Source organism: Alkalicaulis satelles, from assembly GCF_008630495.1.
Taxonomy (GTDB): domain Bacteria; phylum Pseudomonadota; class Alphaproteobacteria; order Caulobacterales; family Maricaulaceae; genus Oceanicaulis; species Oceanicaulis satelles.
On record NZ_VWOJ01000001.1, the window covers coordinates 300,803 to 326,033 of the forward strand.

The 25,231-nt window shown below is 68.7% G+C and carries 24 protein-coding genes; 15 read left to right on the forward strand and 9 right to left on the reverse strand.

What is annotated here, in order from left to right; translation table 11 throughout:
- The first annotated feature begins 64 nt into the window (after positions 1-64).
- Entirely contained in the window at positions 65-1,891 is a 1,827-nt protein-coding gene (typA, locus tag F1654_RS01435) for a translational GTPase TypA (RefSeq protein WP_150021724.1), read from the forward strand.
- Positions 1,892-1,953: 62 nt separating this feature from the next.
- Here typA and F1654_RS01440 read toward each other — a convergent pair whose 3' ends face one another.
- Positions 1,954-2,373: a hypothetical protein gene (locus F1654_RS01440; protein WP_150021725.1), complete on the reverse strand. Its 420-nt coding sequence runs from the start codon at positions 2,371-2,373 to the stop codon at positions 1,954-1,956.
- Entirely contained in the window at positions 2,370-3,320 is a 951-nt protein-coding gene (locus F1654_RS01445; protein WP_150021726.1) for an isopenicillin N synthase family dioxygenase, read from the reverse strand. The genes F1654_RS01440 and F1654_RS01445 overlap by 4 nt, the downstream gene beginning before the upstream one ends.
- Before the next feature lie 108 nt (positions 3,321-3,428).
- On the opposite strand from F1654_RS01445, the gene F1654_RS01450 reads away from it, so the two are divergent.
- The 3 genes from F1654_RS01450 (at position 3,429) to F1654_RS01460 (ending at position 6,153) form a co-directional block, all read left to right on the forward strand.
- Positions 3,429-4,151 carry a glutathione S-transferase N-terminal domain-containing protein gene (locus F1654_RS01450; protein WP_150021727.1) on the forward strand — a complete coding sequence of 241 codons (723 nt, stop codon included), beginning with the start codon at positions 3,429-3,431 and terminating at the stop codon, positions 4,149-4,151.
- Positions 4,152-4,216: 65 nt separating this feature from the next.
- Positions 4,217-5,698: a hypothetical protein gene (locus F1654_RS01455; protein WP_150021728.1), complete on the forward strand. Its 1,482-nt coding sequence runs from the start codon at positions 4,217-4,219 to the stop codon at positions 5,696-5,698.
- A 182-nt stretch (positions 5,699-5,880) separates the two neighbouring features.
- Positions 5,881-6,153: an SEL1-like repeat protein gene (locus tag F1654_RS01460; RefSeq protein WP_150021729.1), complete on the forward strand. Its 273-nt coding sequence runs from the start codon at positions 5,881-5,883 to the stop codon at positions 6,151-6,153.
- Positions 6,154-6,162: 9 nt separating this feature from the next.
- On the opposite strand, the gene F1654_RS01465 is transcribed toward F1654_RS01460, so the two are convergent.
- Entirely contained in the window at positions 6,163-6,894 is a 732-nt protein-coding gene (locus tag F1654_RS01465; protein WP_233205055.1) for a polysaccharide biosynthesis/export family protein, read from the reverse strand.
- Positions 6,895-6,984: 90 nt separating this feature from the next.
- On the opposite strand from F1654_RS01465, the gene F1654_RS01470 reads away from it, so the two are divergent.
- From F1654_RS01470 to F1654_RS01480, 3 genes are read left to right on the forward strand one after another with little or no spacing between them, the layout of a single operon-like run.
- Positions 6,985-8,493 carry a GumC family protein gene (locus F1654_RS01470; protein ID WP_150021730.1) on the forward strand — a complete coding sequence of 503 codons (1,509 nt, stop codon included), beginning with the start codon at positions 6,985-6,987 and terminating at the stop codon, positions 8,491-8,493.
- Positions 8,494-8,535: 42 nt separating this feature from the next.
- Positions 8,536-9,150 (forward strand): P-loop NTPase family protein, encoded by a 615-nt coding sequence (locus F1654_RS01475; RefSeq protein WP_150021731.1) that lies wholly within the window; start codon positions 8,536-8,538, stop codon positions 9,148-9,150.
- Entirely contained in the window at positions 9,147-10,400 is a 1,254-nt protein-coding gene (locus F1654_RS01480; protein ID WP_150021732.1) for an O-antigen ligase family protein, read from the forward strand. Before F1654_RS01475 ends, F1654_RS01480 begins: the two co-directional genes overlap by 4 nt.
- On the opposite strand, the gene F1654_RS01485 is transcribed toward F1654_RS01480, so the two are convergent.
- From F1654_RS01485 to F1654_RS01500, 4 genes are read right to left on the reverse strand one after another with little or no spacing between them, the layout of a single operon-like run.
- The gene (locus F1654_RS01485; protein WP_150021733.1) at positions 10,397-11,305 is read right to left on the reverse strand and encodes a glycosyltransferase family 2 protein; all 909 of its coding nucleotides are present in this window, start codon (positions 11,303-11,305) and stop codon (positions 10,397-10,399) included. The two genes, F1654_RS01480 and F1654_RS01485, sit on opposite strands and share 4 nt — an antisense overlap.
- Positions 11,302-12,078 carry a polysaccharide deacetylase family protein gene (locus F1654_RS01490; protein WP_150021734.1) on the reverse strand — a complete coding sequence of 259 codons (777 nt, stop codon included), beginning with the start codon at positions 12,076-12,078 and terminating at the stop codon, positions 11,302-11,304. The genes F1654_RS01485 and F1654_RS01490 overlap by 4 nt, the downstream gene beginning before the upstream one ends.
- A complete protein-coding gene (locus tag F1654_RS01495; protein ID WP_150021735.1) occupies positions 12,075-13,025 on the reverse strand; it encodes a glycosyltransferase family 2 protein in 951 nt (316 codons plus the stop codon). The genes F1654_RS01490 and F1654_RS01495 overlap by 4 nt, the downstream gene beginning before the upstream one ends.
- Entirely contained in the window at positions 13,022-14,473 is a 1,452-nt protein-coding gene (locus tag F1654_RS01500) for an oligosaccharide flippase family protein (RefSeq protein ID WP_199200415.1), read from the reverse strand. The genes F1654_RS01495 and F1654_RS01500 overlap by 4 nt, the downstream gene beginning before the upstream one ends.
- A gap of 134 nt (positions 14,474-14,607) precedes the next feature.
- Here F1654_RS01500 and F1654_RS01505 point away from each other — a divergent pair, with 134 nt between their 5' ends.
- Together F1654_RS01505 and F1654_RS01510 are read left to right on the forward strand one after the other, a co-directional pair.
- The gene (locus F1654_RS01505) at positions 14,608-15,690 is read left to right on the forward strand and encodes a GNAT family N-acetyltransferase (RefSeq protein WP_150021737.1); all 1,083 of its coding nucleotides are present in this window, start codon (positions 14,608-14,610) and stop codon (positions 15,688-15,690) included.
- Complete coding sequence (locus F1654_RS01510) at positions 15,687-16,793, forward strand: glycoside hydrolase family 5 protein (RefSeq protein ID WP_150021738.1); 1,107 nt, start codon at positions 15,687-15,689, stop codon at positions 16,791-16,793. Before F1654_RS01505 ends, F1654_RS01510 begins: the two co-directional genes overlap by 4 nt.
- 18 nt (positions 16,794-16,811) lie before the next feature.
- Here F1654_RS01510 and F1654_RS01515 read toward each other — a convergent pair whose 3' ends face one another.
- Positions 16,812-18,062, reverse strand: coding sequence for a diguanylate cyclase domain-containing protein (locus F1654_RS01515; RefSeq protein WP_150021739.1), 1,251 nt, complete (start codon positions 18,060-18,062; stop codon positions 16,812-16,814).
- Between the two features lie 91 nt (positions 18,063-18,153).
- Here F1654_RS01515 and F1654_RS01520 point away from each other — a divergent pair, with 91 nt between their 5' ends.
- From F1654_RS01520 to F1654_RS01540, 5 genes are all read left to right on the forward strand, one after another.
- Positions 18,154-19,311: a CaiB/BaiF CoA transferase family protein gene (locus F1654_RS01520; protein ID WP_150021740.1), complete on the forward strand. Its 1,158-nt coding sequence runs from the start codon at positions 18,154-18,156 to the stop codon at positions 19,309-19,311.
- Between the two features lie 73 nt (positions 19,312-19,384).
- Entirely contained in the window at positions 19,385-20,281 is an 897-nt protein-coding gene (locus F1654_RS01525) for a YihY/virulence factor BrkB family protein (RefSeq protein ID WP_233205057.1), read from the forward strand.
- A 137-nt stretch (positions 20,282-20,418) separates the two neighbouring features.
- Positions 20,419-21,114: a CoA transferase subunit A gene (locus tag F1654_RS01530; protein WP_150021741.1), complete on the forward strand. Its 696-nt coding sequence runs from the start codon at positions 20,419-20,421 to the stop codon at positions 21,112-21,114.
- Positions 21,115-21,227: 113 nt separating this feature from the next.
- Positions 21,228-21,719, forward strand: a complete 492-nt coding sequence (locus tag F1654_RS01535) for a hypothetical protein (protein ID WP_150021742.1) — start codon at positions 21,228-21,230, stop codon at positions 21,717-21,719.
- A gap of 128 nt (positions 21,720-21,847) precedes the next feature.
- The gene (locus tag F1654_RS01540) at positions 21,848-22,495 is read left to right on the forward strand and encodes a CoA transferase subunit B (RefSeq protein WP_150021743.1); all 648 of its coding nucleotides are present in this window, start codon (positions 21,848-21,850) and stop codon (positions 22,493-22,495) included.
- A 1-nt stretch (position 22,496) separates the two neighbouring features.
- Here F1654_RS01540 and trmFO read toward each other — a convergent pair whose 3' ends face one another.
- A complete protein-coding gene (gene trmFO, locus F1654_RS01545; protein WP_150021744.1) occupies positions 22,497-23,894 on the reverse strand; it encodes a methylenetetrahydrofolate--tRNA-(uracil(54)-C(5))-methyltransferase (FADH(2)-oxidizing) TrmFO in 1,398 nt (465 codons plus the stop codon).
- 123 nt (positions 23,895-24,017) lie between these two features.
- Between trmFO and F1654_RS01550 the strand changes: the two genes are divergently transcribed.
- The gene (locus tag F1654_RS01550; protein ID WP_150021745.1) at positions 24,018-25,229 is read left to right on the forward strand and encodes an energy transducer TonB; all 1,212 of its coding nucleotides are present in this window, start codon (positions 24,018-24,020) and stop codon (positions 25,227-25,229) included.
- The last annotated feature ends 2 nt before the right edge of the window (positions 25,230-25,231 follow it).

Below are 25,231 nucleotides of genomic sequence, written 5' to 3' on the forward strand. Positions count from 1 at the left end.
GGCGCTGCGGCCCGGTCGCCTGTATGAAGCCCCGCAAAAGGCCTCCCGCCAGAAGGAACTCCCCATGACCGCTCCGGTCGAGCGCATTCGCAATATCGCCATCGTGGCCCACGTGGACCACGGCAAGACCACGCTGGTCGACAAGCTGCTCAAGCAGTCCGGCACGCTCGGAGATCGCGCAGGCGAGATCGAGCGGGTCATGGATTCCAATGATCTGGAGAAAGAGCGCGGCATCACCATCCTGGCCAAGAACACGGCGGTGACCTGGGGCGATTACGCGATCAATATCGTGGACACGCCCGGCCACGCCGATTTTGGCGGCGAGGTGGAGCGCGTGCTCTCCATGGTCGATTCGGTGCTGCTGCTGGTGGACGCTGTCGACGGGCCCATGCCCCAGACCACCTTCGTCACCCGCAAAGCGCTGGCCCTGGGCCTGAAACCCATCGTGGTGGTCAACAAGGTCGACCGCCCCGGCGCGCGGCCCGACTGGGTGGTGGACCAGACCTTCGATCTGTTCGACCGTCTGGGCGCCAATGACGAGCAGATGGATTTCCCGGTGGTCTACGCCTCGGCGCTGCAGGGCTGGGCGACGCTGGACGCCAGCAGCCCGCAGGACGATCTCACCGCCCTGTTCCAGACCATTGTGGACCGGGTGCCGGCGCCGGACGTGAAACCGGACGAACCGCTGCAGCTGCAGGTCTCGGCGCTGGACTATTCCTCCTATACCGGCGTGATCGGCATTGGCCGCATCCGCCGCGGCCGGCTGACCCGCAACCAGCTGGTCACGGTGGTGGGCGCCGACGGCAAGACCCGCCGGGCCAAGGTGCTGCAGGTGTTCGGCTTCCACGGTCTGGAGCGCGTCGAGCGCGAGGGCGCCAGCGCCGGCGACATCATCACCTTCAACGGGGTGGACCCGCTGCAGATCTCGGACACGCTGTGCGATCCCGAGCATGTGGAGGCGCTGCCGCCGCTGACCGTGGACGAGCCGACCATCTCCATGGTGTTCCAGGTCAATGATTCACCCTTCGCGGGCCGCGAGGGCAAGTTCGTCACCTCGCGCCAGATCAAGGAGCGGCTCGACCGCGAGCTGATCCACAATGTGGCCCTGCGCGTGCGCCAGCTGGACGATGCCGACAAGTTCTCCGTCTCCGGGCGCGGCGAGCTGCACCTGTCGGTGCTGATCGAAACCATGCGCCGCGAAGGCTTCGAGCTGGCCGTGGGCCGTCCCCAGGTCATCACCAAGGAGATTGACGGCGTCCTGTCCGAGCCGTGGGAGACCCTGACCATCGATGTGGAGGAAATCCACCAGGGCGCGGTGATGGAGCGTCTGGGCTCGCGCAAGGCGGAGCTGAAGAACATGGTGCCCGACGGCCAGGGCCGGGTGCGCCTGGACTATATGGCGCCCACGCGCGGCCTGATCGGCTTCCGCTCCGAATTCCTGACCCTGACCCAGGGTTCGGGCCTGATGTTCCACGCCTTCGACCACTACGCCCCGCGCGTGGCCGGCGAGGTGGGCCAGCGGCCCAAGGGCGCGATCATCTCCATGGAGACCGGCAAGGCGCTGGCCTATGCGCTGTGGAATATCCAGGAGCGCGGCAAGCTGTTCATCGGCCACGCCGTGGAGGTCTATGAGGGCATGGTGATCGGGGTGAACGCGCGCGAGGAGGACATGATCGTCAACCCGCTCAAGGGCAAGAAGCTCACCAATATCCGCGCTGCGGGCGCCGACGAGGCGGTGGTGCTGACCCCGCCCATCCGGCTGACGCTGGAATACGCGCTGGAATTCATCAATGACGACGAGCTGGTGGAAGTCACGCCCCAGTCCATCCGCGTGCGCAAGAAGCTCCTGCTCGAGCACGAACGCAAGAAGGCCAGCCGCGCCAGCGCGTGAGGGGCCTGATTGCATGGAGACGATGAGGAGGGCTGGCGCTTCGGGCGCCGGCCCTTTTCGTTTCAGCCCCGGCCATGCCGGCGCACGTCCAGCGCCACCCAGCTGAACAGGAAGCCCGCCGCCGCGCCCGCCAGGGGCAGGGTGAGGCGTTCGGCGCCGGTTCCGTCGATCAGCATGGCCAGGCCATAGCCCAGCGCCGCGCCTGCGGCCGCGCCCGCCAGCGCATCGCGGTGCAGGCGGCGCGCCCACGCATCGCCGACGAGATCGAACACGCCGGCCTTGCGCGCATGCCAGCCCTGGCCGAACAGCACGATCACGCTGACGATCCACAGCGCCATGCCGATGCCCGACAGGATGAAGCCTGCCCCTGCGCCCATATGCGCCGCCATCGCCTCGCCCACGCGCCAGCCCAGAATCGCCGCGCCATTGATCAGCGCAAACAGGCGTATCCGCCCGCGCAGTTGTAGGGCGAGGTCCGTCATTTCAGTCCGATCTCGCGCAGCCGCTCCAGAAGATAATCATGGGCCGTGATCGCTTGCGGATACCGGTCCGGGTTCGCCGCCGTCACGCAGCCGGGCAGGGTGCGGATCTCGAAATCGGGATTGAAGTGCAGGAAAAACGGCGTGGAGTAGCGCGGGAATTTCATCCGCTCCCGGCTGGGGTTCACCACCCGGTGGGTGGTCGAGGGCAGGACATGGTTGGTCAGGCGCTGGAGCATGTCGCCGATATTGACCACCAGCGCGCCTTCGGGCGGCTGGATGGGCAGCCAGTCGCCCGCGCGGGTCTTGACCTGCAGCCCGGCCTCTTCGGCGCCCAGCAGCAGCGTGATCACATTGATGTCCTCATGGGCGCCCGCGCGCACGCCCTTGGGGTCGCCGTCTATGGGCGGGTAGTGCAAAAGGCGCAGGACCGAATTGCCATTATCCACCGCCGGGGCGAACCAGTCGTCGGGCAGGCCCAGATCGCGTGCGATGGCCTCCAGCAGCACCCCGCCCATGGCGTCCAGCGCCTCGTAGAGGGCTTTGGTGCTGGCGTCGAAGCGGGCGATCTCGGCGACCGGCACATTGGGCGGCATCACCGCTTCATAGGGGTGGCCGGCGGGCAGGTCGCGGCCGCGGTGCCAGAATTCCTTGAGATCCTTTTGCGCCTCGCCCTTGGCGTTCTCCATGGCGAACGGGGTGTAGCCGCGCTGACCGCCGCCGCCGTCCTGGAAATAGGCGCGCTTGACCGCCTCGGGCAGGGCGAAGAAGGCGCGGGTGTCTTCCAGCGCGCGCTCGATCACGCCGGTATCGACCGGGTGATCGCTGACCACGGCGAAGCCGGTCTCGCGGAAGCTGCGCCCCAGGGCGGCGGCGAAGCCGTCCGGGTCGCGCCGGGCGCTGGCGAAGGACACAGGGCGGATGGTCTCGGTCAGGATGGCGTTTGTCATGAGCGTGTCTTTATCGCGGCCTGATGCGCGCGTGAAGCGGGTCGCGCTTGACCAGACTGTCGCAGGCGCCGACATGTGGGGGCATACTCATCAGAGCCGGAGACCGACATGACCGCCCCTATCGAGCTGCATTACTGGCCCACCCCCAATGGCTGGAAGATCACCATTGCGCTGGAGGAGATGGGCCTGCCCTATGCGCTCAAGGCGGTCAATATCGGCGCGGGCGAGCAGTTCCGGCCGGAGTTTCTGGCCATCAGCCCCAATAACCGCATGCCCGCCATCGTTGATCCCGATGGTCCCGGCGGCGAGCCGGTGAGCGTGTTTGAAAGCGGCGCCATCCTGCAATATCTCGCCCGCAAGAGCGGGCAGTTCTATGGCGAGACCGAACGCGAGCGCGTCGAGGTGGAGCAATGGCTGTTCTGGCAGATGGGCGGGCTCGGCCCCATGGCCGGCCAGGCGCACCATTTCCGCGGCTATGCGCCCAAGATCGAGCCGGACCTGACCAAGCTGGAATACGGCAAGACGCGCTACACCAATGAGGTCAACCGGCTTTATGGCGTGATGGAGCGCAGGCTGGCCGACCGCGACTTCCTCGCCGGGCCTTATTCTATCGCCGATATGGCGTCCTGGCCCTGGATCCTGCCTGAGGGGCAGGGGCAGACTTTGGACGATTTCCCCCATCTCAAGGCCTGGCATGCGCGCGTGGGCGAGCGCCCCGCCGTGCAGCGCGGGCGGGCGGCGGGCAAGGAGATGCGCGTCCAGCTCGCCGACGACACCGAAGAGATGAAAAAGGCCCGCGACATCCTGTTCGGCCAGCGCGCACGCCCCTGAGTGGCGTTTGCCCCGCCCCTTGGCTAGATTGCGGGCTGAGGGTCGGTTGAAGGCTTGAGGGGGCCATGGCCGGGCAGGCTTATCCATACAGTGTGCGCTATGGCGCGCGCGAGCCCTGGCTCGCGCCGTGGCCGCGTGCGGGCCTGTATCTGGTCTGGCGCGCCGTCATCGCGCTGATCCGCCCGGCGGTGTTCATCGCTTTGCTGGCGGGCGCCGCCTTGAGCGCGCGCGAAGGCTGGAGCGGGACGCCCATGGCGCCGCTGGCGCCGGACCACTCTGTAGAAACAAGGATCGAGGCGCAGCTGGCCGCTTCCGTCCCGGCCGGCGCCCGCCCGCTGGACTATTGGAACGCCGCCATGGGCCAGGCGCTGGCCAGCGCGCCCGGGCGTCCGCCCGACATCCCCCTGGCCGCCAGCCTGGCGCGTGCGCTGCCCGGACTGAAGGGCCGTGATGCGCTCGCCTTCCATGTGCTGACGCGGAATCGCAGCCCGGCCCATGTGAATGCGGACCTGCGCGCCCGCCCGGCCTGGGAAAGGGCCAGCCGCCTGGAGAGCGCTTTGACCCGGCGGCTGGGCCAGGGCGCCCATCTCGATCCGCCTGAACTGATCTTCGCCAGCCCCGCTCTTGTGCAGCGGCTGGAGCGTGCGCGCGCCCTGTATGGCCCGGCGCTGGACAGCGCCGAAGCCTGGTTCCTGGCGCCGCGCGGCGCCGCGCTCAATCTGTCCGCCCTGCCGGGCTGGGGCGGGGAGGGCGCGGCGATCGTGTTTGGCGATGGCCGTGATCTGGCCGTCCATGGCTGCGCGCTGCTTGCCGCGCAGGGCCGGCGGCCGGGCGCCTGCGCATCATTGCCGGCGGGCCGGGCGGATCCGGTGCTGGCCGGACTTCTGCTTCAGACGGTGAGCGCAGCGGGGGAGGCCGCCCCAGGCTGGCGGCTGATCGCCGGCGCCTATGTCTCGGGTCATCTCGATCCCGATCTCGCCCGCCAGCTGGCGCTGGGGCCGGATGCGCCGCTGGGCCGCGAGGCGCTGATGGCCTCGCTCATGCCCTTGCTGGTGGAGGCCGGCGGCGTGTGGTCCCAGCCCTGGCGCTATCAGGACGCGGTTGCGGACGCGGCGGATGAATACGCGCGCGCTGCGCGCCTGCCCGTTGAAGAGGCCCACGCCATCGCCCATGCCCTCAACGCGGTGCGGCGCTCGGACGGCGCCATCGCCGCCCTGCGCAGCACGCGCTGGCTGTCTTCGCCACGCGACGCAGAGCGGCTGGCGCGCATCGCCCGCGCCGCGCCGGGCCAAATGCTGGCGCTGGACGCGCTGGCCGGCCCGGACATTCTTCATGCCGTGCGCACGCCGGTCCTTGCGGGCGCGCGCGCTCCGGCGCCGCGTGACCAGGGCTTGCGGCTGGCCGCCTTCGCGCTGGCCGCGCTGGCCTTTCTGCTGGTGGCGGCGGCCCTGTCGGGAGCTGCGCTGGCGCGCCGCACGGGCCGCGCAGGCGTGCTGGCGCGGCTCGACGCGGCCATGAGCCGGTTAATTCTCGGCAGGAATTCCTAACGCATTTAAAGGGTTAATTCGCATTATTCCTGATTCGCTTTAACCCTGCGCTTACCGTCCGCGCGCATCATCCTGCTCGTACGACCGGCTCACGAAGAGGCTTGGCGTGCATGGTGGGATGACGGGCGGGACAAAGGGCGCAAGACCCTTTCCCGTCTGTCCAGCAAGCAGGGAAGACGGCAATGGCCTTCACCGACGTGGAAACCGCTCAGGTTCATGACGCGATCAAATCCGATCCGAACGGAGAGGATCTGTGCAAGCTCGGCCTTCTGTATTCGACCGGCCAGTGTGGCGTGGTCGATTATGTCGAGGCCCATAAATGGTTCAATCTGGCGGCCCTGATGGGGTCCGATGCGGCCAAGCATTACCGCGCCGAAGTGGCGCTGGAGATGGATACCGTCCAGATCGCCAACGCGCTCAGCGCGGCGCGCCAGTGGCTGGCCACCCGTCACTAGGCCTCGATATCAGTCGCTGAACGCCGCATTGGCCAGCGCGAACGCAAACGCGCTGTCGATGGGCAGGATATTGCGCACGTAAAGCTCGATGAAGTCGTTGACTTCGGCGATGCCCCGGCGCGGCGCGAAGACGATGTCGAAGCGCGACAGGGGCACGTTGTCGGCGGGGCCGCCCCGTTCGGCGCGGGTGATGTCGACGGTGCGCATCATCAGCCCGCCCGCCTCGTCGCGGCGCAGGACGGCGATCTGGCTGCGCCGGGCCCGGATGGACGGGCCGCCGGCCAGCATCAGCGCCTCCATCACCGCGATGCGGTGATGGGGCAGGTCGTAAAGACCCGGCGAGCTGACCTCGCCGCCCACCAGTATGCGCTGGGAGCCGAACCCGCTGGCGCGCGCCTCGACAATGGGGTCGCGCAAGGTGCGCGCATAGCGCTCTGCGATGGCGCGCGCAGCCTCCGGCGCGGTCTTCCCGGCCAGCATCACAGCGCCCGCCAGCGGCAGATTGGCGCGGCCGTCCGGCCCGATCTCATAGTCTCCGGACAATTCCTGGGCGGTATGAACGGTCACCGCCAGCGTGTCGCCGGGATAGACACGGTAGGGCGGGGCCTCATGGGTCCAGGGCGAAAACCGCGACGGATCAAACCCGGCCGGGTCGGCGGCGCGGGGTTGTGAGGCGCAGGCGCCCAGGCCCGCAAGGGCCAGCGCGCCCAGAACTGCGCCGCGGCGGGTCATCTCGCTCATGGTCTGTTACTCCGGCGTCAGACTGACTGGCGGTTAAAGTCCCGTGCTCCGGCTAAGGAAAAATTAAGCGCGTTCCGTCCACATGCGGTCATGACCAGCAGCGCAGATCATCACGGCGGGCGCGGCGGCGGGACAGGGGCGTCCCGGCGCGATCTCGACCTGTTCGATCTGATCGCCCTGTTATGGTCGCAAAAACTCTTCGCCCTGATCATCGCTGTGATCGTGTTTGCACCCATTGCGGTGCTCGCCATCACGCGCCTGACGCCCAGCTATGAGGCGGTGAGCCGGCTTCTGGTGATCCAGGACGAAAACGATCTGGCGCCCAGCGCAGCCGGGTCCGGCGGCGCCTTCACCCTGGATCAGGTGATGCAGTCGGAGGCCGAAATCCTCAATTCCGACGCCGTGCGCCGGCGCGCCATCGAGATGCGCAACGGATCGGCCGGTCCCATTGAAATCAGAACCTTGCGCACAGGCTTTAATGTCACGCGCTCGCCCAGCGCCAGCCTTCTGACCGCCACTTACCGCCATCGCGATCCGGTGGTGGCGGCCAATACGCTCAATGCCATCGTGGACGCCTATCTGGCCTACCGCATCGAGGTGCTGGTGGGCGGGCCCGAGGGCGGCATCGAGGAGCGCCTGGCGCGCGCCGAGATCGCCTCGGCCATGGCCGAGGTGGAGCTCAGCCGTTTCCTGCGCGAGAACGAGATCACCGATTTCGCCACCGAGCGCACCTCGGTGCTGGCGCGCCTGAGTGATCTGGAAGCCCGGCGCATGGCCGCCGAGGCCGAGACCGCCCAGGCCCGCGCCCTGGCGCGCACCCTGGCCCAGCGGCTCGAAGCCATCCCGCTGTCCATCGAGCTCTATGTGGAAAATTCGGTTACGGGCCAGCTGCTGGACCTGCAGGTGCGCCGGGTGGAGCTGCTGGAGCGCTATCAGGACGACGCCCCGCCGGTGCAGGCGGTAGAGCGCGAGATCGCGGCGCTGGAGCGCTTTATCGCCGCGGGCGGCGCGGAAGGGCGCGGCCAGCGGCGCACCGGGGTCAATCCCATCTGGCAGGATCTCGAAGCCGCGCGCCTGCAGCAGGAAGCCGCCGCCGCCGGTCAGGCCCAGCTGGTCCAGTCCCTGAGCCGCCAGATCGATTCGGCGCGCAGCGAAGCCGACCGCCTGCGCGCTCTGGCGCCCGAGCATGACCGGCTGGTGCGCGCGGCCCAGGCCCGCGCCGAAGCCGCCGGACGCCTGTCCGCCCAGGCCGCCGACGCCAGCGCGCGGCGCACCGCCCCGCCAGGCGCCGCTGATTCGGTGCGCATCGTGGAGCGGGCCGAACCGCCATCCGAGGCGCGCTCGCTGCGCAATGTGGTGCTGGCCGCCGGGCTGATGCTGGCCCTGGCCGTGGGCGCGTTTGCCGGGCTGTTGCGCGGCTATCTCCTTGAAGTCAGAGGCTATCAACCCGCTCCGCAATCGCCTGAGCCGCGCCGCGCGCCCGCTCAGGCCAGGCCTTCCGCGCCCGCAGCGCCTGAGCCGCAATACGCGCCTGCGCGGGCTTCGCGCCTGCCGGTGCTGGCGCGGGTGTCCGATTACGCGCCGTCAGCGCCTCGTTAACCTGTTGGCGACTAGGGTTAACGCCCCAGAGAGGGCGCGCGTATGAGTCTTGAAACTGAACTGGACGGGCTGGCCCGCACCCTGGTCCCGCGCGGCGCGCGCGGGATCGCGGTGATGGTTGCGCCGGTGACGCCGGGCGCGGGCGCGTCCTTCGTGGCGTGCGGGCTGGCGCGCCGGTCGGCGCGGCTGAATGAAAATGCCGTCTGGCTCTATGATCTTGATTTCGCAAAGAACCCGCTGTCGTCGGGTCTCGCTTTCAGCGAGGACGCCTATGACGGCGCGCTCAACGGATCGCAATTCTGGCGCTGTGAGCCGGCGGGGGCGGGGCGGCTGGCCTTGCGCCGTCCGGAAGGCGCGCGGGTCTGGCTGTCGCGCTTCGAGCGCGCGCCGGGCGCGGTGCAGCGCGTGGTGTTCCAGCCCTCGTCCGCCTATTGGGAGCAGGCCCGGCGCGCCTGCGCGCTGGCGATTCTCGATGCGCCTTCGGGCAGTCCGGCCATCACCGCGCTGGCGCGCGATATGGACGGGGTGATCCTGGTGGGCGATGCGCGCGCCACCCGCCGCTCGCAAGCCGACGCCATGGCGGCGCGCATCGAGGCGGCGGGCGGGCGCGTTCTGGGCGTGATCGTCAACCGCATCCAGATGCGCGCAGCGTCATGAGCGCGCTGGCCCGCGCCGCGCGCTGGCGCGATGCGGCGCCGCGCCTGACGGTCTGGCCCGCAGCCGAGGCCGGGCTGGCGCTCATCGGCCTATTGCTGTTCTCCAACGCGCTGATTGCGCCCTTGCTGGCCGATCCCGCCCGCCCGGACGACGCCGAGGCGCTGCGCCTGGTCTGGCCGCCGGTCTATGCGCTGACCCTGTTTTTGATGGCGCTGTCGCCGGGCGCGGTGTGGCGGGTGACGCTGCGGTCCTGGCCGCTGGTGCTGCTGGCCTTGCTCACCATGATCTCGGCGGCCTGGTCGATTGATCCCGAGGTGAGCGTGCGCAGAGGGCTCGCCGTGGTGATGACGCTGGCCTTCGGGCTGTGGCTGGCGGCGCGCTATTCATGGCGCGATCTGATCCGGCTGATCGCCCTGACCTTCGCCATCCTGGCCGTGGGCAGCCTGATCGCCGGGGCGGTGTTTCCCGGCTTTGGCGTGATGCAGGAGGTCCATCCCGGCGCCTGGCGCGGGCTGTGGTGGGAGAAGAACACGCTGGGCGCCATGATGGCCTGGGGCGCGCTGGCGTTTCTGGCGGCCGCGGCGTGCGCGCGCGGCGTCACCGAACAGCGCCTCTGGTTCGCCCTTGTGCCGCTGGCGCTGCTGCTGGTGCTGCTGGCCACCTCCAGAACCGCGTTTCTGGCCACCGCGATCGCCCTGGGCGGGCCGCTGGCGATTGCGCTGTCACGGCGCGATTTCAGCTTTGCGGCCCTGACCGGGTTTGGCGTCACCGTGGCGGCCATCGGCCTTCTGACCGTCCTGATGATCGGCCCGGCGGTGCTGCTGGAGATGCTGGGGCGGGACGCCACATTCACCGGGCGCACCGATATCTGGGAGGCGCTGGGCCGGGCCATCGCCGAGCGGCCCTGGACCGGTTACGGCTATGGCGCCTTCTGGGGCGATGAGCGCGGGCCGGTCTTCTGGGTGCTGCAGGTCACGCAATGGCCGGTGCCCACCGCCCATAACGCCTGGCTGGAAACGGCTTTGGCCATCGGCATACCCGGAACCGTGCTGGCGCTATGGGTGTATCTGGCCGGGCTGTGGCGCGCCGGGCGGGGCTTCAGGACCGGGCTCGAGACCTATTGGACGCTGCCCTTCCTGGCCGCCTGGGGCGTGATCAGCCTGTCGGAAAGCAATCTGTTGCAGCAGAACGGCTTTGTCTGGCTGTTACTGACCGCGACGCTGGCCAAGCTCGCCGCGGACAAGCGCTAGCGCGCCGCCGCCTCGCCATAAAAGCGCGGGGCGACAGCGTCCAGGCACATCACCTTGCCCGCGCCCTGCACCAGCCGGTCGAGGCAGGCCGCCGCCTTTTGAGGTCCGGCCAGCCAGGCGAAGGGCAAGGCGAGGCTGAACACGGCCGTCTGCGCAGCGCCCACCGCCATCCATCCCGCCAGCGCGCCATAGCGCCGCTCCAGACGCGCGGTCTGGCTGGGGCCCTGGCCATAGGCGAAGCTGCGCGCGGCGGCGTGGGCGAGGCTGGCGCGCGTCGACTCAACATGCTCGGTGACGCCCGCCTCCGGCGCCCAGCCAAAGCGCACGCCGCGGGCTTTCAGCGCGGCGAACAATATGTCGTCCTCGCCGCCGGTCTGGTTGGCGCTGGCGTCAAAGGGCGGATCGGGCAGGGCGCAGCGCGTGCGGTCGATCAGGCTGTTGCCGCAGCCATAGGGCTTGGCGATCAGGCCTTCATCATGGCCGGGATCGCGCGAATAGAGCCGGTTGAGCCAGGCGTTCGCCACCGGCCCGGCGCCGTCTGCGCGCGCCAGCACAGGCCCGAAGCTCACGCCCGCGCCCGAGGCTTCATGGGCTTTGATCAAGGCCGCCAGCCAGTGCGACGGCGCGCTTTCATCATCATCAAGCTGGGCGATGCGCTTGGCGTCCGTGGCGGCGAAGCCGGCATTGCGCGCATTGGACACGCCCGGGACCGGCGCGTGCACATAGACCAGCGGGCAGGGCGCGCGGCTTTTCAGCCCCTCCACCATGTCTCGCGCCGAAGCGGCGGGATCGTTGTCGGCGATGATGATCTCGTCAGGCGCACGGGTCTGCGCGAACACGCTTGTCAGCGCCCGCGCAAGACTGTCCGGGCGGCGGAAGGTGGGGATCATCACCGCGGTTTTCATCCGCTCAGCCCCTCGACCAGATCCAGCGCGCGGGCCACCGGGCGCACGTCCAGCCCCTCGCAGGCGCGGCAGACGGTTTCGAGAAAATTGGGCGAGCAGCCCCACTGGCTGGGGCCGGTGCGCACGTCATGGCCGTAGAAGATCAGCCAGCCCGGCTCGGCCTTCACATCGGCCACCGCCTGCAGCGCCTGGCCCAGCCCGGCCTCGCCGCCATCCAGCGGCACGGCTTTCAGGAGCCCGCGATCGGTGCGCCCGCGATTAATGCCCGGACGCACCCCGCGCAGGGCGCGATAGGGGCCCAGAAGCGCACGCTTGGCGCCCGGCGACGCCTCGCCATAGGGGAAGGCGAAGGTTTCAGGATGGCTTCCAAGCCCTTGGGAAGACAGATAATCCCGGTTCTTGCCGCACCCGGACAGCGCTTGCTGCGCGCTGACGCGCGACAGATCGTCATGAGCGTAGGTGTGGCAGGCGATCTCATGGCCGCGCGCAGCGATATCCTTCAGCGCCGGGCCGTCATGCATGGGCCCCAGATGGGTGGTGCGCCCGTCAAACCCGCCAGCGATGTAATAGGTGGCGCGCCAGCCAAAACCTTGCAGGATCGTCGCGCCATTGGTCAGGGACGACAGGGGCGCATCGTCAAAACTGAAGCTGATCAGCGGGCTTGTGAGCCGGACATTGAGCGGCGTTACGGCCAGCGTGCGCGCGGCCAGGCGGCGCAGCTTGCCGGCAAGTCCGCCAGCGGGAATGTAAGGCGCGTCGGCCAATGCGGTCATGGCAGGTCTCCTGCAGCGGCGCCGGCCCGGAAGAGTTTCAGGCCCAGCACGCGTAGGCGCGGCGGCAGGAGCGGCGTGCGCGCCGTCATGGCCCCCGCAAGACGCGCCGGAGCGGCCAGGCGCCAGCGCTTGAGCGTCCTTGCAAGCCTTGCGCCGGGCTGTCTGGCGTAATCAGGATGGCGCTCAAGCAGACGGGCGAAATTGGGTCCGGCGGCGGCGAATTTGGCGATCAGGCGCTCCACATCCTCCAGCCCGCCATGACGGGCCGGGTTGTCGGCATGGACCACGCGGCCCGCTTCGGCGGCGCGCAGCGCCCAGTCCACATCCTCCCAGCCCCAGCCCGCATAACCTTCGTCAAAGGGGATGCGGGCGAAGAAATCCCGGCGCACGGCGAGATTGGACGAGCACACGGCCACAGCGCCGATCTCATTGCGCTCCACCGCGCTGCGCACGTCGGAAGCCCGGGCGAGGGCGGCATGAACGGTTTGGCTGGCGTTGCGCGGTTCGCAGGGCTCATAGCCGCCAAACACCGCGTCCGCCTGACAGCTGGCCAGAATGTCGAGCCAGCGCGGCAGGAAGCCTTCGCCGGCGCGCATGTCGGCGTCCAGGAATAAAAGCCACGCGCCGCGCGCTGCGCCGCCCAGCCGGTTGCGCGCCGCCGACCGGCCGAGATTATCCTGCGCGGTGAGCACGCGCACAGGCACGGGGGCGTAGAGCGCAGCCGCGCGCAGCGCCTCGGACAGGGCCGGGTCCGGCGCGCCGTCCTCATAGATCACCACTTCCACCTCGTGGGAGCCGTCCCTGGCGAGCGCGGCGATCAGATCGCGCGGATCATCGCGATATGTGGGGATCAGCACGGACAGAACCGGCGCGCCCGCCTGACGGGCGGCGTTATTGCGCGTTTCGCGCACGCCGGTGAGGCCGGGGTCCAGGGCAAGCGTGTTCATGCCCGCGCTCCGGTCAGGCGCAAAAGGATGGGCGCGGCCAGCTGGCTGCGGCAACCGGCGGCGTCCAGCGCCAGGGCGGCGATGGCGTAGACGATAGCGCCCACGGCGATGCGCGCGAACAGGTCGGCGGGCGCGCTGCCCAGATCGGGCAAGGCGAGTATCGCCGCGCCCATCACCAGCGCCGCCGCGCCGGCGCGCAGCCAGTCGCCCGACGGGATAGGCAGGGGAAAGACGCTGCGGCCATGGATCACGCAGACGCTCAGCGCCGCGCCATAGGATATGACCGTGGCCAAAGCTGCGCCGGTGAGGCCCATGAGCGGGATAAGCACGAGATTGAGCGCCAGATTGAGCCCGGCGGCGGCGGTCATCACGGCGGCCATGGCGCGCGGGCGCCGGCCCAGCACATAGGCCTCGTGGAAATAGAAGGTCATGATCCCGTTCATCAGCCCTGACAGGGCGATGAAGGGGATGATGCCCGCCGCCTCGCCCGCGATCTCCGCCCCGATCAGCCAGTGCGCGGCGGGCTCGGCCACCAGGATCAGCCCCAAGGCGGCGGGAAAGCCCAGCAGGCCCATCAGCGCGCCGGTGCGCCGGGCCACGGCCCGGGCGGCCTCGCGGCCCTCATGCTCCAGCGCGGCCACCAGAAGCGGCCCCGTGGTCATGCCCAGCCACAAAAAGATGATGGACAGCGAGCGGTCGGCCAGGGCGTATCCCGCCGAATAGGCGCCCACCGCCGCCTCGCCCATGAAGGCGGCGATCAGGAAGCGGTCGCCCACCGACAGCAGGTGTTCAAAGATCAGCGAAAACGCCACCGGCCCGCCATAGGCGAAATAGGCGATGGCGCGCGGGGCGTCGGCCCGGTCGCGCCGGGCGCGGGACAGATGGATCGGCGCTTCGATGAGCAGCACGATGAGCCCGGCCAGCGCCATGCCGGCAAACGGACCCGCTGCGCCGAGCCCGGCATGGGCGAACACCACGCCAAGCCCGAACCCGGCGGCCAGGGTGAAGGTTTCCAGCGCGCTGAAGCGTCCGGCCTGGCGTGCGGCGCGCCGGGTCTCCATGGCCAGCGTCACGCCGGAGCGGATCACGGTATAGGCCAGCGCAAACGCGCAAGCGGTGCGCAGGGCCGGATCCATGGGGATGAGCGCGATCACCGCGCCGGCCAGAAGCACCGATACGAGCGCCAGCACGCCATAGATGCGCCAGGCGGTGAACAGGTGTCCGGGCATGCGCCCGCGCGCCTCGCAGCGGGCATGGTGGCGCGCCACGGCGGCGTCCAGCCAGGTGAAAACGGCGGTGCCGATCAGGGCTGCGCCGGCCAGCAGCAGCATGTAGCGGCCATATTCGTCGGGCGTGAGCAGGCGGGTGAACACGATCACCGAGCCGAACCCGACCACGGCCTGGGCGGCGTAGACCGGCAGATAGGCAAGCAGATGTCGGTTCAGCATGGCACGTCCGGTCGTGGTTTGCGCCCCATGTGTGCAAGGCCGGGGCCGGGCGCAGGACTGGAACAGAGCGTGCATGATCAGGCTGAAGACGGCCTTAACCTGATCTGTTTCATAACAGGGTCAGGCTGCAATGGATGAGCGCCATGCTGAGTGTGGACGAAAAACAGGCCGGCGATCTGACCGCCGCCGAGCGCGAGGCCTGGCGCGCCTTCACGGCGGGCGGCCGCGATCTGGCCAGCCCCTATTTCACCCTGGGTTTTCTCGACGCTGCGGCGTCGGCGCGGCGCGATGTGCGCGTGCTGGTGATCCGCCGCGGCGGCTCCGTGACCGGTTTCCTGCCGCTGCATGCCGGCTTTATGGGCCATGCCCGTCCGCTGGGCGGGCCGCTGGGCGATCATCACGGACTGATCGCCGAGCCCGGATCCGACATCGCCCTGAGCGATGTCCTGAAGGCGGGCGGAGTGGGATTGTTCAGCTTTTTCGGCGCCCTGGGCGGGCAGGGGGCGTTCGCGCCCCATGCCCTGGCCCGGGACGGCAGCTGGGTGATGGATTTATCTGAAGGGTTCGAGGCGTATGCCGATGCGCGCGCCGCTGTTGAGCCCAAGGCGTTCCGCAATCTGCGCGCCCGCCGCCGCAAGCTGGAATCGGCCGAGGGCGGATTTGAATTCCGCATAGATGACCGGCGCGAGGACGTGTTCGCTGCGGCGCTGGCGTGGAAATCGGCCCAGTACCGGCGCACCGGCGTGTTTGACGCCTTCTCGGTGCGCTGGACGCGCGATCTTCTGAAGGCCCTGCGCCATCAGGACGATTGCCGGCTTCTGGTCTCCAGCCTGGAGATTGGCGGCAAGCTGGCCGCGGCCCATGTGGGCATGCGCTCGGCGCAGGTGCTCCATTACTGGTTCCCGGTCTATGATCCGGAGTTCTCCGCGGTGGGGCCGGGGCTGAGCCTGCTTCTGGAGATCGCCAGCGCCATGCCGGGCGAGGGCGTGCGCGAGATCCATCTCGGGCCGGGCGATTTCATGTTCAAGCAGCATCTGGGCTCGTGGCAATTTGCGCTGCTGTCCGGCTTTGCCGGGCAGGGCGCGCCGCTGGCCGTGCAGCGCGCGGCGCGGGCGCTGGAATTGCGCGCCGAACGCCTGCCCCTGGGGCCGGTCTCGCGCCTGCCGGGCAAGGCGTTCCGCCGCATTGACGTGATGGCCGGGTTCCACGCGGCATGATCACGCGGCGCAGCCTTCTCACCGGCCTCAGCGCCAGCGCGGCTGTTACGGGCGCTGCGGGCGCGGCGCCGGGCGGATTACGCCTGACCTCGCCCAAGCGCGCGCTGTGGAACATGGTCTCCGGGCCGCATCTGCGCGGCGCGGTGATCGTCCAGCGCCGGGTCTATCCTTCCCTGGATGGCGATACTTTTCTGGGCGCCGGGCCCATTGGCGCGCCGGTCACCAATGCTGCGCTGGATGCGCTGGCCGAGGCCGGCGCCAATCTGATCAGCTGGTCCGGGCCGGGCCCGTTCGCCGAGACCGCGCCCCATGATCCCGACCCGGCCGTGGTGGATCATATCGCTGACTGGCTGGACCGCTGCCGCGCGCGCGGGCTTTACACCACGTTGTGCCTGCGCTCAGGCCCGGGGCGCAGCGCGTTTGCCTTCCACCCCGATGAAACATGGTTTCCGCCTGAATTATATGATGTCTCCATCTGGTCCGATGAGGACAAGCAGGCGGCCTGGGCGGCCATGACGGCCTGGACGCTGCGCACATTCGGCTCGCATCCGGCGCTGGCGGGCGTGGTGGCCATGGACGAGCCCAACGGCATTGATGAGGGCAGGCCCGGCGTCTGGGAGCCGCTCGCCGCGCGCATCGCCGGGGCGGTCGCAGCCGCTGACGCCGACCGGGATACGCCGCTTCTGCTGAGCCCGGACCGCTGGGCGCGCACCGCCCATGCGCGTGATCTGCGCGCGGCGGTGGGACCCGGCCCGATCCTGGCGCTGCATGATTACGAGCCGTGGGAATACACCCATCAGGCCTCCGGCGACCGTCTGGGATTCAGCGCCAGCCTGGAGCCGGTGACCTTGCCCGATAACGATCTGGGCGCCTGGTCCATGCTGGAGTTCGGCGCGGTGCGCTATGCGCCGGATCTGGGCGACTATCTCGAAGACCGCATCGCCGCGTTCGAGCGTTCCGGCGCCAACTGGGCGGCCTTTCGCTGGACCCATGGCTGGCAGGCCTATGAGGCGCGCGAGGATTCCATGAACATGGCCCATAGCGAGACGGCCATGACTGTCATGCGCCGCGCCTGGTCGGGCAATACGCGCCGTCCGTCCTGATATCACTTTAGGGGCGGATCAGCCTGCGGCGGCGCGCATGGCGGGCTGTGCGCTGAACGCGCTGGCCAGCACCGAGGGCACATCGCCGCCGGGTGCGGGCTCGAACACATGGCTGATCACGTCCAGACGGAAGGGCTGCAGCGGGTCGCGGCCCTCATAGGCGGTGCATTCGGCGATGGCCGCCACGCGCGCCGCTACCAGCTGGGCGTCTTCGGGGCGCGTATTGGGCAGGGCGAGCCAGAAACGTCCGGCGTCCGCGCGCACGGCGAGATCCTCGGCCCGCACGCAATGGCGCAGCATGGAGGCGAACTGGTCGAGCGCGGCGGAGACGTGCGATGCGCCGCAATGGGCAGGCGCTTCGGCGGTGAGCGCCACCAGGGACAGGGCCTGTCCGCGCGCCGCCATGCGCTCCAGCAGGGACGCCAGATGGCGCTCGCCAAAGGCCAGGGCGAACAGATCGGTGCTCTGATCGAGAAAGGCCGGGGCCCGGCAGGCTTCCAGCAGCGCCTTGGCGCGCCGGCGCCGGCGGCGCTCCAGCGCCAGGGCGGTGACCCGCTGGCGCATGTCGTCATCACCGGCGCGGGCGCTCAACAGATCGGACGCCCCGCGCGCAAACGCCTCATCCGCGCCGGCATAGGCTTCGCCGCGCGTCAGCAGGATGGCCGGGGTGTGATAGAGCCGGGTATTGCGGCGCATGGCCGAGCACACGGTATGGGCCAGTTCGGCGTCGGGTTCGGTATTGAGCACCACCGCGTCAAACGCGCGCTCATGGAGATAGTCAAAGGCGGTGAAGGTGGAGAACGCCGCGATGGTGTCCACATTGGCGCCGCGCAGGGCGTGCTCCAGGCGCAGAAAGGCCGGGCAGGGCGCGCCCACGAACAGCACGCCGCCGCTATCATGGCTCACCGGCGCTGCGGCCGGGTTCACGCCTGCCGCCCGCGCATCGGCGGCGCGCAGGTCCGCAGCATCCTCCAGAACGCTCAGGCGTATCAGGGCGCGCAGGCGCGCGGCGATCTGGATGGGATGGGCGCCGGTTTGCAGGCGCGCGCCCGCTCCCGGCGCGGCATGATCGCCGACAGCCAGATGGATGCGGTCAGCCACGACGCTTGACCGTACAGGGCTGAAAGAGACGACAGCTTCGAACGCGCCGCCCGGCGCAGCGTCCGGCGCAGCCATAGTGACAGCGAAGCCCAGCCCTTTCAGGCCGGCGGACGCCTCGATGGCGAGATCGCCTTGCGCCAGGACCAGGATCGAATACGCACGGCCCATGCTCCCCCCGCGGATTGACCCGGGCGTATTGTGTCTGTCTTGCTTCGGCGCCACAACCCGTTTTCCCGTCTCTCAGCCCCGGTAAATTGGAATGTCCAGACAGAACAAAGCACAAGGCCCTTTGCATGACGTTAAAGTGGTGGAATTTGTCGGGCTGGGCCCGGCGCCCTTCTGCGCCATGCTGCTCTCGGACCTGGGCGCGCAGGTGATCCGCATCGACCGGCCCGGCGCAGGCGGGGGCGGGGCCGCCGAGGTGCTGGCCCGGGGCCGCAAGAGCGCCGCTTTCAATCTGAAAAACAAAGATGCGGTAGCCGCTTGCGTCAAACTCATAAAGTCCGCTGACATCCTTTTGGAGGGCTATCGCCCCGGCGTGATGGAGCGTCTGGGCCTGGGGCCGGATGTGTGCCTGAAGGCCAATCCGGGGCTCGTCTATGGACGCATGACCGGCTGGGGCCAGCACGGGCCGCTGGCTCATACGGCGGGCCATGATCTCAATTATATCGCGCTGACCGGCGCGCTGGACGCCATCGGCCCGAAGGACAAGCCGGTCCCGCCGGTCAATGTGGTGGGCGATTTCGGCGGCGGGTCGATGTATCTGGCCGTCGGCGTGCTGGCCGCCCTGCATCATGCCCGCGCCAGCGGCGAGGGCCAGGTGGTGGATGCCGCCATTGTGGACGGGACCGCCCATCTGATGGCGGCGGTGCACCAGCTGGCCGCCATGGGGCTGTGGAATGCGCCGCGCGGGGAGAACCTGCTCGATGGCGGGGCGCCGTTTTACGACACCTACCCTTGCGCGGACGGCAAATTCGTGTCCGTCGCGCCGCTGGAGCCTGAATTCTACACGCTGCTCATGGACCGGCTGGGCCTGAAGGATCACCCGGCGGCTGCGGCGCAATATGACGGCGCCCAATGGCCGGCCCTGCGCCAGGCGCTGGCGGATGTATTCGCCTCCCGGCCCCGCGATCACTGGACGGCGCTGCTGGAGGGCGCCGATGCGTGTTTTGCGCCGGTGCTGGATATTCGCGAGGCGCCGCACCATCCTCACATGCAGGCGCGCGGCGTGTTCACCGAGGTGGACGGGGTGATGCAGGCCGCGCCTGCGCCGCGCTTCTCGCGCACGCCTGGCGCCATACAGGGTCCGGCGCCCCGCCCGGGAGAGCATACCCGGGAGGTGCTGGCCGACTGGGGCTTTGGCGCAGACGAGATCGCCGCGCTTGAGGCCGGGGGCGCGCTCGGCCCGCGCAGCTAGCTCCGGCCCGGCGCTTCAATCCGGGCGCTATTCGCCCTAGAACGGTGGCGCGCAACGCGGAAGGCCCTGCATCGTGCTGAAAGCACAGCTAGACCGGCTCAAGCCCCTGACCGGCGCCATCATGCGCATCGGCCCGGTGGCGATCCCCGTGCGCGCTTTTCAGCGCATCTTCCAGCGCGAGGTGATGCTGTTTGCGGGCGGCGCTTCCTTCTTTGCGCTGCTGGGCCTGTTTCCCGCCTTTGCCGTGCTGGCCTCGGTCTACGGGCTGATCCATGACGAGGCGGGCGCCTATGAGCAGGTGAGCGAGATGGCGCAATTGCTTCCCGACGATGTCGGCCGCTTCCTGATGAACCAGCTGTCGCTTCTGGCCACCACCTCCTCCACGGCGCTGACCCTGCAGGGCGCCATTGCGCTGGTGATTGCGCTGTTCGCCGCCTCCAGAGGCGCCAAGGCCGTGATAACGGGCCTCAACGCCATCGCCGGGCGCGAGGGGCTGCGATCGCTCGTGCGCTATAATCTCGTCGCCCTGATGGCCGTCCTGGTCGGGATCGGGCTGTTGATTGCGGCCAATCTGACGGTGATCTTCGTGCCGGCCCTGCTGCATCCCGCGCTGGACGCGCTGGGCCTGGATGGACGCGATGTGGACACGGTGATCAATCCGGTGACGCTGTCGCTGGGCGGCATGTTCCTGGTGCTGGCGCTATTGTACCGCTATGTCATGCAGCGCACGGGCGAGACCAGCTGGGCGGCCTGCCTGATCGGGGCGGGCACGTCCACGCTGCTGTGGCTGACGCTGTCAGCGGGCTTCACCAGCTATGTCACCGCCTTCGTGAACGCCTCGATCTATGGCTCGCTGGGCGCGGTGATCGTGTTCCTGATCTGGATCTACTGGGCGGCCTATGTGTTGTTCTTCGGCGGGGCCATCGCAGTGGAAACCGACAAGCATTACTTCCGCCAGAATGATCAATAGCCCTCATGGACCGCGCCAGCCAGATCGGTTATCCCCGCGCCAGCCCGCTCTGGAAGGTGCGGTTCGCCGCTTGGCTTCGCCCCGTCCGGGGCATTATACAACGAGCGTTGAAATTCTGATCTCAGGGAGGCCCTCGCGTGGCTGACAAGATTTATCCCGATGCGGCGTCCGCGCTTGATGGGCTGTTGTTTGACGGCATGACGCTGATGGCCGGCGGTTTTGGCCTGTGCGGCATCCCCGAGAACCTGATCACGGCCCTGCGCGACAGCGCCGTCACCGATCTGACCGTCATCTCCAACAATGCCGGGGTGGATGATTTCGGCCTGGGTCTGTTGCTGCACACCCGCCAGATCAAGAAGATGATCTCGTCCTATGTGGGGGAGAACAAGACCTTCGAGAAGCAATATCTCTCCGGCGAGCTGGAGCTGGAATTCAATCCCCAGGGCACGCTGGCCGAGCGCATCCGCGCCGGCGGAGCGGGCATTCCCGGCTTCTACACCAAGACCGGCGTGGGCACGCTGGTGGCCGAGGGCAAGGAGCACAAGGACTTCAATGGCGAGACCTATATCATGGAGACCGGCCTGATCGCCGATGTCTCCCTGGTCAAGGCCTGGAAGGCCGATGCGGCGGGCAATCTGGTCTTCCGCAAGACCGCGCGCAATTTCAATCCGATGATGGCCACGGCCGGCAAGGTGACGGTGGCCGAGGTCGAAGAGATCGTGCCGGTGGGCGCGCTGGACTCCGACGCCATCCACACGCCGGGCATTTTCGTGCAGCGCCTGATCCAGGGCCAGCACGAGAAGCGCATCGAACAGCGCACGGTGCGCAGCTGACGCGCACACCAAAGCGCCTGTGCAGGGAAACTGTCACAATTGGAATAAGGCGTCAGGGGAGTATCTCTGCTATCATGGCCAGGTCCCGCTCATCCTGCCGGAGGTCCAAATCCATGCGCTCGCTCACCGCACTGGCGGCCCTGTCCGCCGCCGCCGCTCTTCTCTTTGTCCCGTCCGCTCTTGCGGGCGAGACCGATTTCCTCAATGCCGAGCCGGCCGAATTCAAGGTCGCCGAGCGCTGCCTGAATGCGCCCAATGACTTCCGCCGCGAGGCCTGGCTGACCGACGATGTCTATGACCAGCGCTTCCACTGGGTGGAGGTGTCGGGTCAGGCGCGCAGCGTGCTGATCGAGTTCGAGCGCTCGTGCCGCATGCTGGACGTGGGCCGCCGGGTTCTGCCCGCCAGCGCCGCCCTGTGCGCGCCGCGCACCGTGTATTCGGGCACGCGCCAGTGCCGCACGCAAAATCTCTATGTGGTGCCCAATGAGGCCGCAGCCCGCGATCTCGCCCTGCGCATCCAGCTCGACCGGGCGCGCGCCGGGGGCGCCAGCCTGCCAGAGGATAACCGCCAGGCCGCCGACGCCTTGCGCGGCGCCTCGCGCTGACCCCCGGCGTCCCTTCGGGCGCAGGCAGGGTCTGACTTGAATAACGGTCCGTCCGGTTGAGTCCGGCCGGGCCGGCCGCGTTGAATGACACCGGGCCGCAACGCCGCGCCCGCATAAGGAGACTGACCATGGCCTGGACCCGCGACCAACTCGCCGAGCGCGCCGCCAAGGAGCTGCAGGACGGCTTTTACGTCAATCTGGGCATTGGCATTCCCACCCTGGTGGCCAATCACATCCCCGACGGGATGGACGTCACCTTGCAGTCGGAGAACGGCATGCTGGGCATGGGGCCGTTCCCGCGCGAGAACGAGGTCGATCCCGACCTGATCAATGCGGGCAAGCAGACCATCACCGAACTGCCCCACACCAGCTATTTCAGCTCGGCCGACAGCTTCGCCATGATCCGCGGCGGCCATATCGACCTGTCCATCCTGGGCGCCATGGAGGTCTCGGAGAAGGGCGACATCGCCAACTGGATGATCCCGGGCAAGATGGTCAAGGGCATGGGCGGCGCCATGGATCTGGTGGCCGGCGTGCAGCGCGTGGTGGTGATCATGGATCACGCCAACAAGGCCGGCGAGCCCAAGCTCCTGAAAGAATGCGCCCTGCCGCTCACCGGCAAGGCGTGTGTCGACCGCATCATCACCACGCTGGGCGTGTTCGACGTGGTCGAGGACGGGCTGGAGCTGGTCGAAATGGCGCCGGACGTGACGCTGGAGCTGATCGAAGCCCAGACCGAAGCGAAATTCCGGGTGAAGGAAGGCGTGGCGGCCTAGCTCACTCCGCCGCCTGCGCCGTCACGCCCAGCCATTCATCGCAAGCGGCCAGCGCCCGGGCGGTCATCAGGCGTTTTTTCGCCTGAGTCTTGGCCGCGCCGCGCAGGCGTTCGCCATCGGGGCCGCGGCTGGGCGCATCCATGGGCGGGAACAGGCCGAAATTGACGTTCATGGGCTGGAAGGCGCCCTTCCTGCCCGGCACGTGGCCGGTGGTGATATGCGCCAGTAGCGCCCCCAGCGCCGTGTCCGGCGGCGGCGCGCTGACCGGCTGGCCCAGGCGCTCGGCGGCGGCGAAGCGGCCCGCCAGCAGGCCCATGGCCGCGCTTTCCACATAACCCTCCACGCCCGTGATCTGTCCGGCGAAGCGCAAGGAGGGCCGCGCCTTGAGGCGCATGACCGGGTCCAGCAGGCGCGGCGAGTTCAGAAAGGTGTTGCGGTGAATGCCGCCCAGACGCGCGAAGCTGGCATTCTCCAGTCCCGGAATCAGTCTGAAAACATCGGTTTGCGCGCCATATTTCATCTTGGTCTGGAAGCCGACCATGTTGAACAGCGTGCCCAGCGCATTGTCCTGGCGCAGCTGCACCACGGCGTAGGGCTTTTCGTCCGGCTTGTGGGCGTTGGTCAGGCCGCGCGGCTTCATCGGCCCGTGGCGCAGCGTCTCGCGTCCGCGCTCGGCCATCACCTCGACCGGCAGGCAGCCGTCGAAATAGGGCGTGTACTTCTCCCAGTCCTTGAACTCGGTCTTGGGCGCGGCGATCAGCGCGTCGATGAAGCCCTCATACTGATCGCGGTCCATGGGGCAGTTGATATAGGCGGCCTTGTCCTCTTGCGTGTCGCCCTTGTCATAGCGCGACTGTTTCCACGCCACGTCCATATCGATGCTGTCGGCGTGGAGGATGGGCGCGATGGCGTCGAAGAAGGCCAGTTCCCCCTCGCCGGTGAGCCCGTGCACCGCCTCGGCCAGGGCCGGCGAGGTGAGGGGGCCGGTGGCGATGATCACGCTGTCCCAGTCCTCCGGCGGCAGGCCCGCCATCTCCTCACGCACGATCTCGATGCGCGGATGGGCTTCCAGCGCCGCCGTCACGGCTTGGCTGAACACCTCGCGGTCCACCGCCAGCGCGCCGCCGGCGGGCACGCGCGCGATCGCCGCCTTGGCCATGATGATCGACCCGGCCCGGCGCATCTCCTCATGGAGCAAGCCCACCGCATTGGTCTCGTGATCGTCCGAGCGGAAGGAGTTGGAGCACACCAGCTCGGCCAGGCCGTCGGTCTGGTGCGCCTCGGTCCCGCGCACAGGCCGCATCTCGTGCAGGACCACGCGCGCGCCGGCCTCGGCGGCCTGCCAGGCGGCCTCGGAACCGGCCATGCCGCCGCCAATGATGTGTATCGGGTCTGTCATGGGAGGCAGGTATACGCGCCGTGCGTCCCGATCAAAAGCATCACGATCAGGGCGTTTCAAGTTGACGGTGCAGGCCTGGGTGCGCTTCCCTTGCCGGGAGAGTGACCGGGAAGGGGATCCGCCATGAAACACATCGCTGCCTGTCTGGCCGCAGCCCTCGTGCTGGCGGCCACACTTGTGCCGGCGCCGGCCTTCGCCGACGAGGACGGAGATTATCTCTCCCAGGCGGTATCTGACGCCTGGGCGCGCCATCTCGCTGCGCGCGAGGCGGGCGATAGGCAAGCCGCTGGCGATGCGGCCATCGAGGCGCATCTGGCCGCTGAACGCGACGGCGCCGATGCGCTGACCCGCGCGATCCTGGCCGACACGGCGGGCCAGTATGTCTATTTGCGTCAGGATTTTCCCGGCGCGCGCGCCAAGCTGAGCCTGGCCGCCAGCCTCTATGAAGGCCTGGACGACAGCCATCTGAACAGCCGGGTGCGCGTGCTCGGCCTGATCGCGGACGCCTATCACAGCGAGGATAATTTCCGGCAGGCCCTGAACTATGTGAACCAGGTCCTGGAGGCTGCCGGGCCGGCGGGCGCCGATCCGGTGCGTGACCGCGCGATTGCAGACGCTCTGGTGGTGCGCTCCCGGACCCAGTGGCGGCAGAGTTCGATCAATGATGCCGGCCGCACGGCGCGTGAGGCGCTCGAGCTGATGGAGCCTGCGGGCTATGACCAATTTGTCCTGTCGGGACTGATGGCGTTCTATGCCGGGGTGGAGAGCGCGCTCCAGCGCCGCCACGCCGAGTCGGCCTGGTGGTTCGCCGCCGCCGATCACCAGTTCCGCCTGCGGGGCTCCAGCCCGCATCTGTCAACGGTGTCCGAGGCCTGGGCGCGCTATGCCCGCTCGCGCATGACCCAAGGCCAGCGCCGCGAACTGATCACGCGGCTTTATCAGGCCGGTTTCATCACGGACGATGAACATGATGACGCCCAAGAGGACGGCGCCGAAGACGACGCCGCCGAAGAGGCGGACGGCCGGGCCAGCGCTCAATCGGCGCCCTATGACCCGAATAACCGCCCGGCCCGGCCCATCTCCCGGGCCTCGCCCAGCTATCCCATGGCGGCCGCCCAGGCCTCGCTGGAAGGCGTGGCGCTGGTCTCGTTCACGGTCGGCGCAGATGGCCGCGTCAAGGACGCCGAGGTCGTGTTCTCGGCCCCGCATACCATCTTCGGCGAAGAGGCGCTGAGAGCCGTGCGCCGATGGCGCTACGAGCCGCGAATGGTGGATGGGCAGCCCGTCGATCATGAGGGCGTGCAGACCATGCTGGACTTCCGCCTGAGAGGATGAGC

Excerpts from the sequence above, each read along its gene's own strand:
- typA (WP_150021724.1), top strand. The coding sequence starts at position 65 with ATGACCGCTCCGGTCGAGCGCATTCGCAATATCGCCATCGTGGCCCAC.
- F1654_RS01440 (WP_150021725.1), bottom strand. The coding sequence starts at position 2,373 with ATGACGGACCTCGCCCTACAACTGCGCGGGCGGATACGCCTGTTTGCG.
- F1654_RS01445 (WP_150021726.1), bottom strand. The coding sequence starts at position 3,320 with ATGACAAACGCCATCCTGACCGAGACCATCCGCCCTGTGTCCTTCGCC.
- F1654_RS01450 (WP_150021727.1), top strand. The coding sequence starts at position 3,429 with ATGACCGCCCCTATCGAGCTGCATTACTGGCCCACCCCCAATGGCTGG.
- F1654_RS01455 (WP_150021728.1), top strand. The coding sequence starts at position 4,217 with ATGGCCGGGCAGGCTTATCCATACAGTGTGCGCTATGGCGCGCGCGAG.
- F1654_RS01460 (WP_150021729.1), top strand. The coding sequence starts at position 5,881 with ATGGCCTTCACCGACGTGGAAACCGCTCAGGTTCATGACGCGATCAAA.
- F1654_RS01465 (WP_233205055.1), bottom strand. The coding sequence starts at position 6,894 with ATGAGCGAGATGACCCGCCGCGGCGCAGTTCTGGGCGCGCTGGCCCTT.
- F1654_RS01470 (WP_150021730.1), top strand. The coding sequence starts at position 6,985 with ATGACCAGCAGCGCAGATCATCACGGCGGGCGCGGCGGCGGGACAGGG.
- F1654_RS01475 (WP_150021731.1), top strand. The coding sequence starts at position 8,536 with ATGAGTCTTGAAACTGAACTGGACGGGCTGGCCCGCACCCTGGTCCCG.
- F1654_RS01480 (WP_150021732.1), top strand. The coding sequence starts at position 9,147 with ATGAGCGCGCTGGCCCGCGCCGCGCGCTGGCGCGATGCGGCGCCGCGC.
- F1654_RS01485 (WP_150021733.1), bottom strand. The coding sequence starts at position 11,305 with ATGAAAACCGCGGTGATGATCCCCACCTTCCGCCGCCCGGACAGTCTT.
- F1654_RS01490 (WP_150021734.1), bottom strand. The coding sequence starts at position 12,078 with ATGACCGCATTGGCCGACGCGCCTTACATTCCCGCTGGCGGACTTGCC.
- F1654_RS01495 (WP_150021735.1), bottom strand. The coding sequence starts at position 13,025 with ATGAACACGCTTGCCCTGGACCCCGGCCTCACCGGCGTGCGCGAAACG.
- F1654_RS01500 (WP_199200415.1), bottom strand. The coding sequence starts at position 14,473 with ATGCTGAACCGACATCTGCTTGCCTATCTGCCGGTCTACGCCGCCCAG.
- F1654_RS01505 (WP_150021737.1), top strand. The coding sequence starts at position 14,608 with ATGAGCGCCATGCTGAGTGTGGACGAAAAACAGGCCGGCGATCTGACC.
- F1654_RS01510 (WP_150021738.1), top strand. The coding sequence starts at position 15,687 with ATGATCACGCGGCGCAGCCTTCTCACCGGCCTCAGCGCCAGCGCGGCT.
- F1654_RS01515 (WP_150021739.1), bottom strand. The coding sequence starts at position 18,062 with ATGGGCCGTGCGTATTCGATCCTGGTCCTGGCGCAAGGCGATCTCGCC.
- F1654_RS01520 (WP_150021740.1), top strand. The coding sequence starts at position 18,154 with ATGTCCAGACAGAACAAAGCACAAGGCCCTTTGCATGACGTTAAAGTG.
- F1654_RS01535 (WP_150021742.1), top strand. The coding sequence starts at position 21,228 with ATGCGCTCGCTCACCGCACTGGCGGCCCTGTCCGCCGCCGCCGCTCTT.
- F1654_RS01540 (WP_150021743.1), top strand. The coding sequence starts at position 21,848 with ATGGCCTGGACCCGCGACCAACTCGCCGAGCGCGCCGCCAAGGAGCTG.
- trmFO (WP_150021744.1), bottom strand. The coding sequence starts at position 23,894 with ATGACAGACCCGATACACATCATTGGCGGCGGCATGGCCGGTTCCGAG.
- F1654_RS01550 (WP_150021745.1), top strand. The coding sequence starts at position 24,018 with ATGAAACACATCGCTGCCTGTCTGGCCGCAGCCCTCGTGCTGGCGGCC.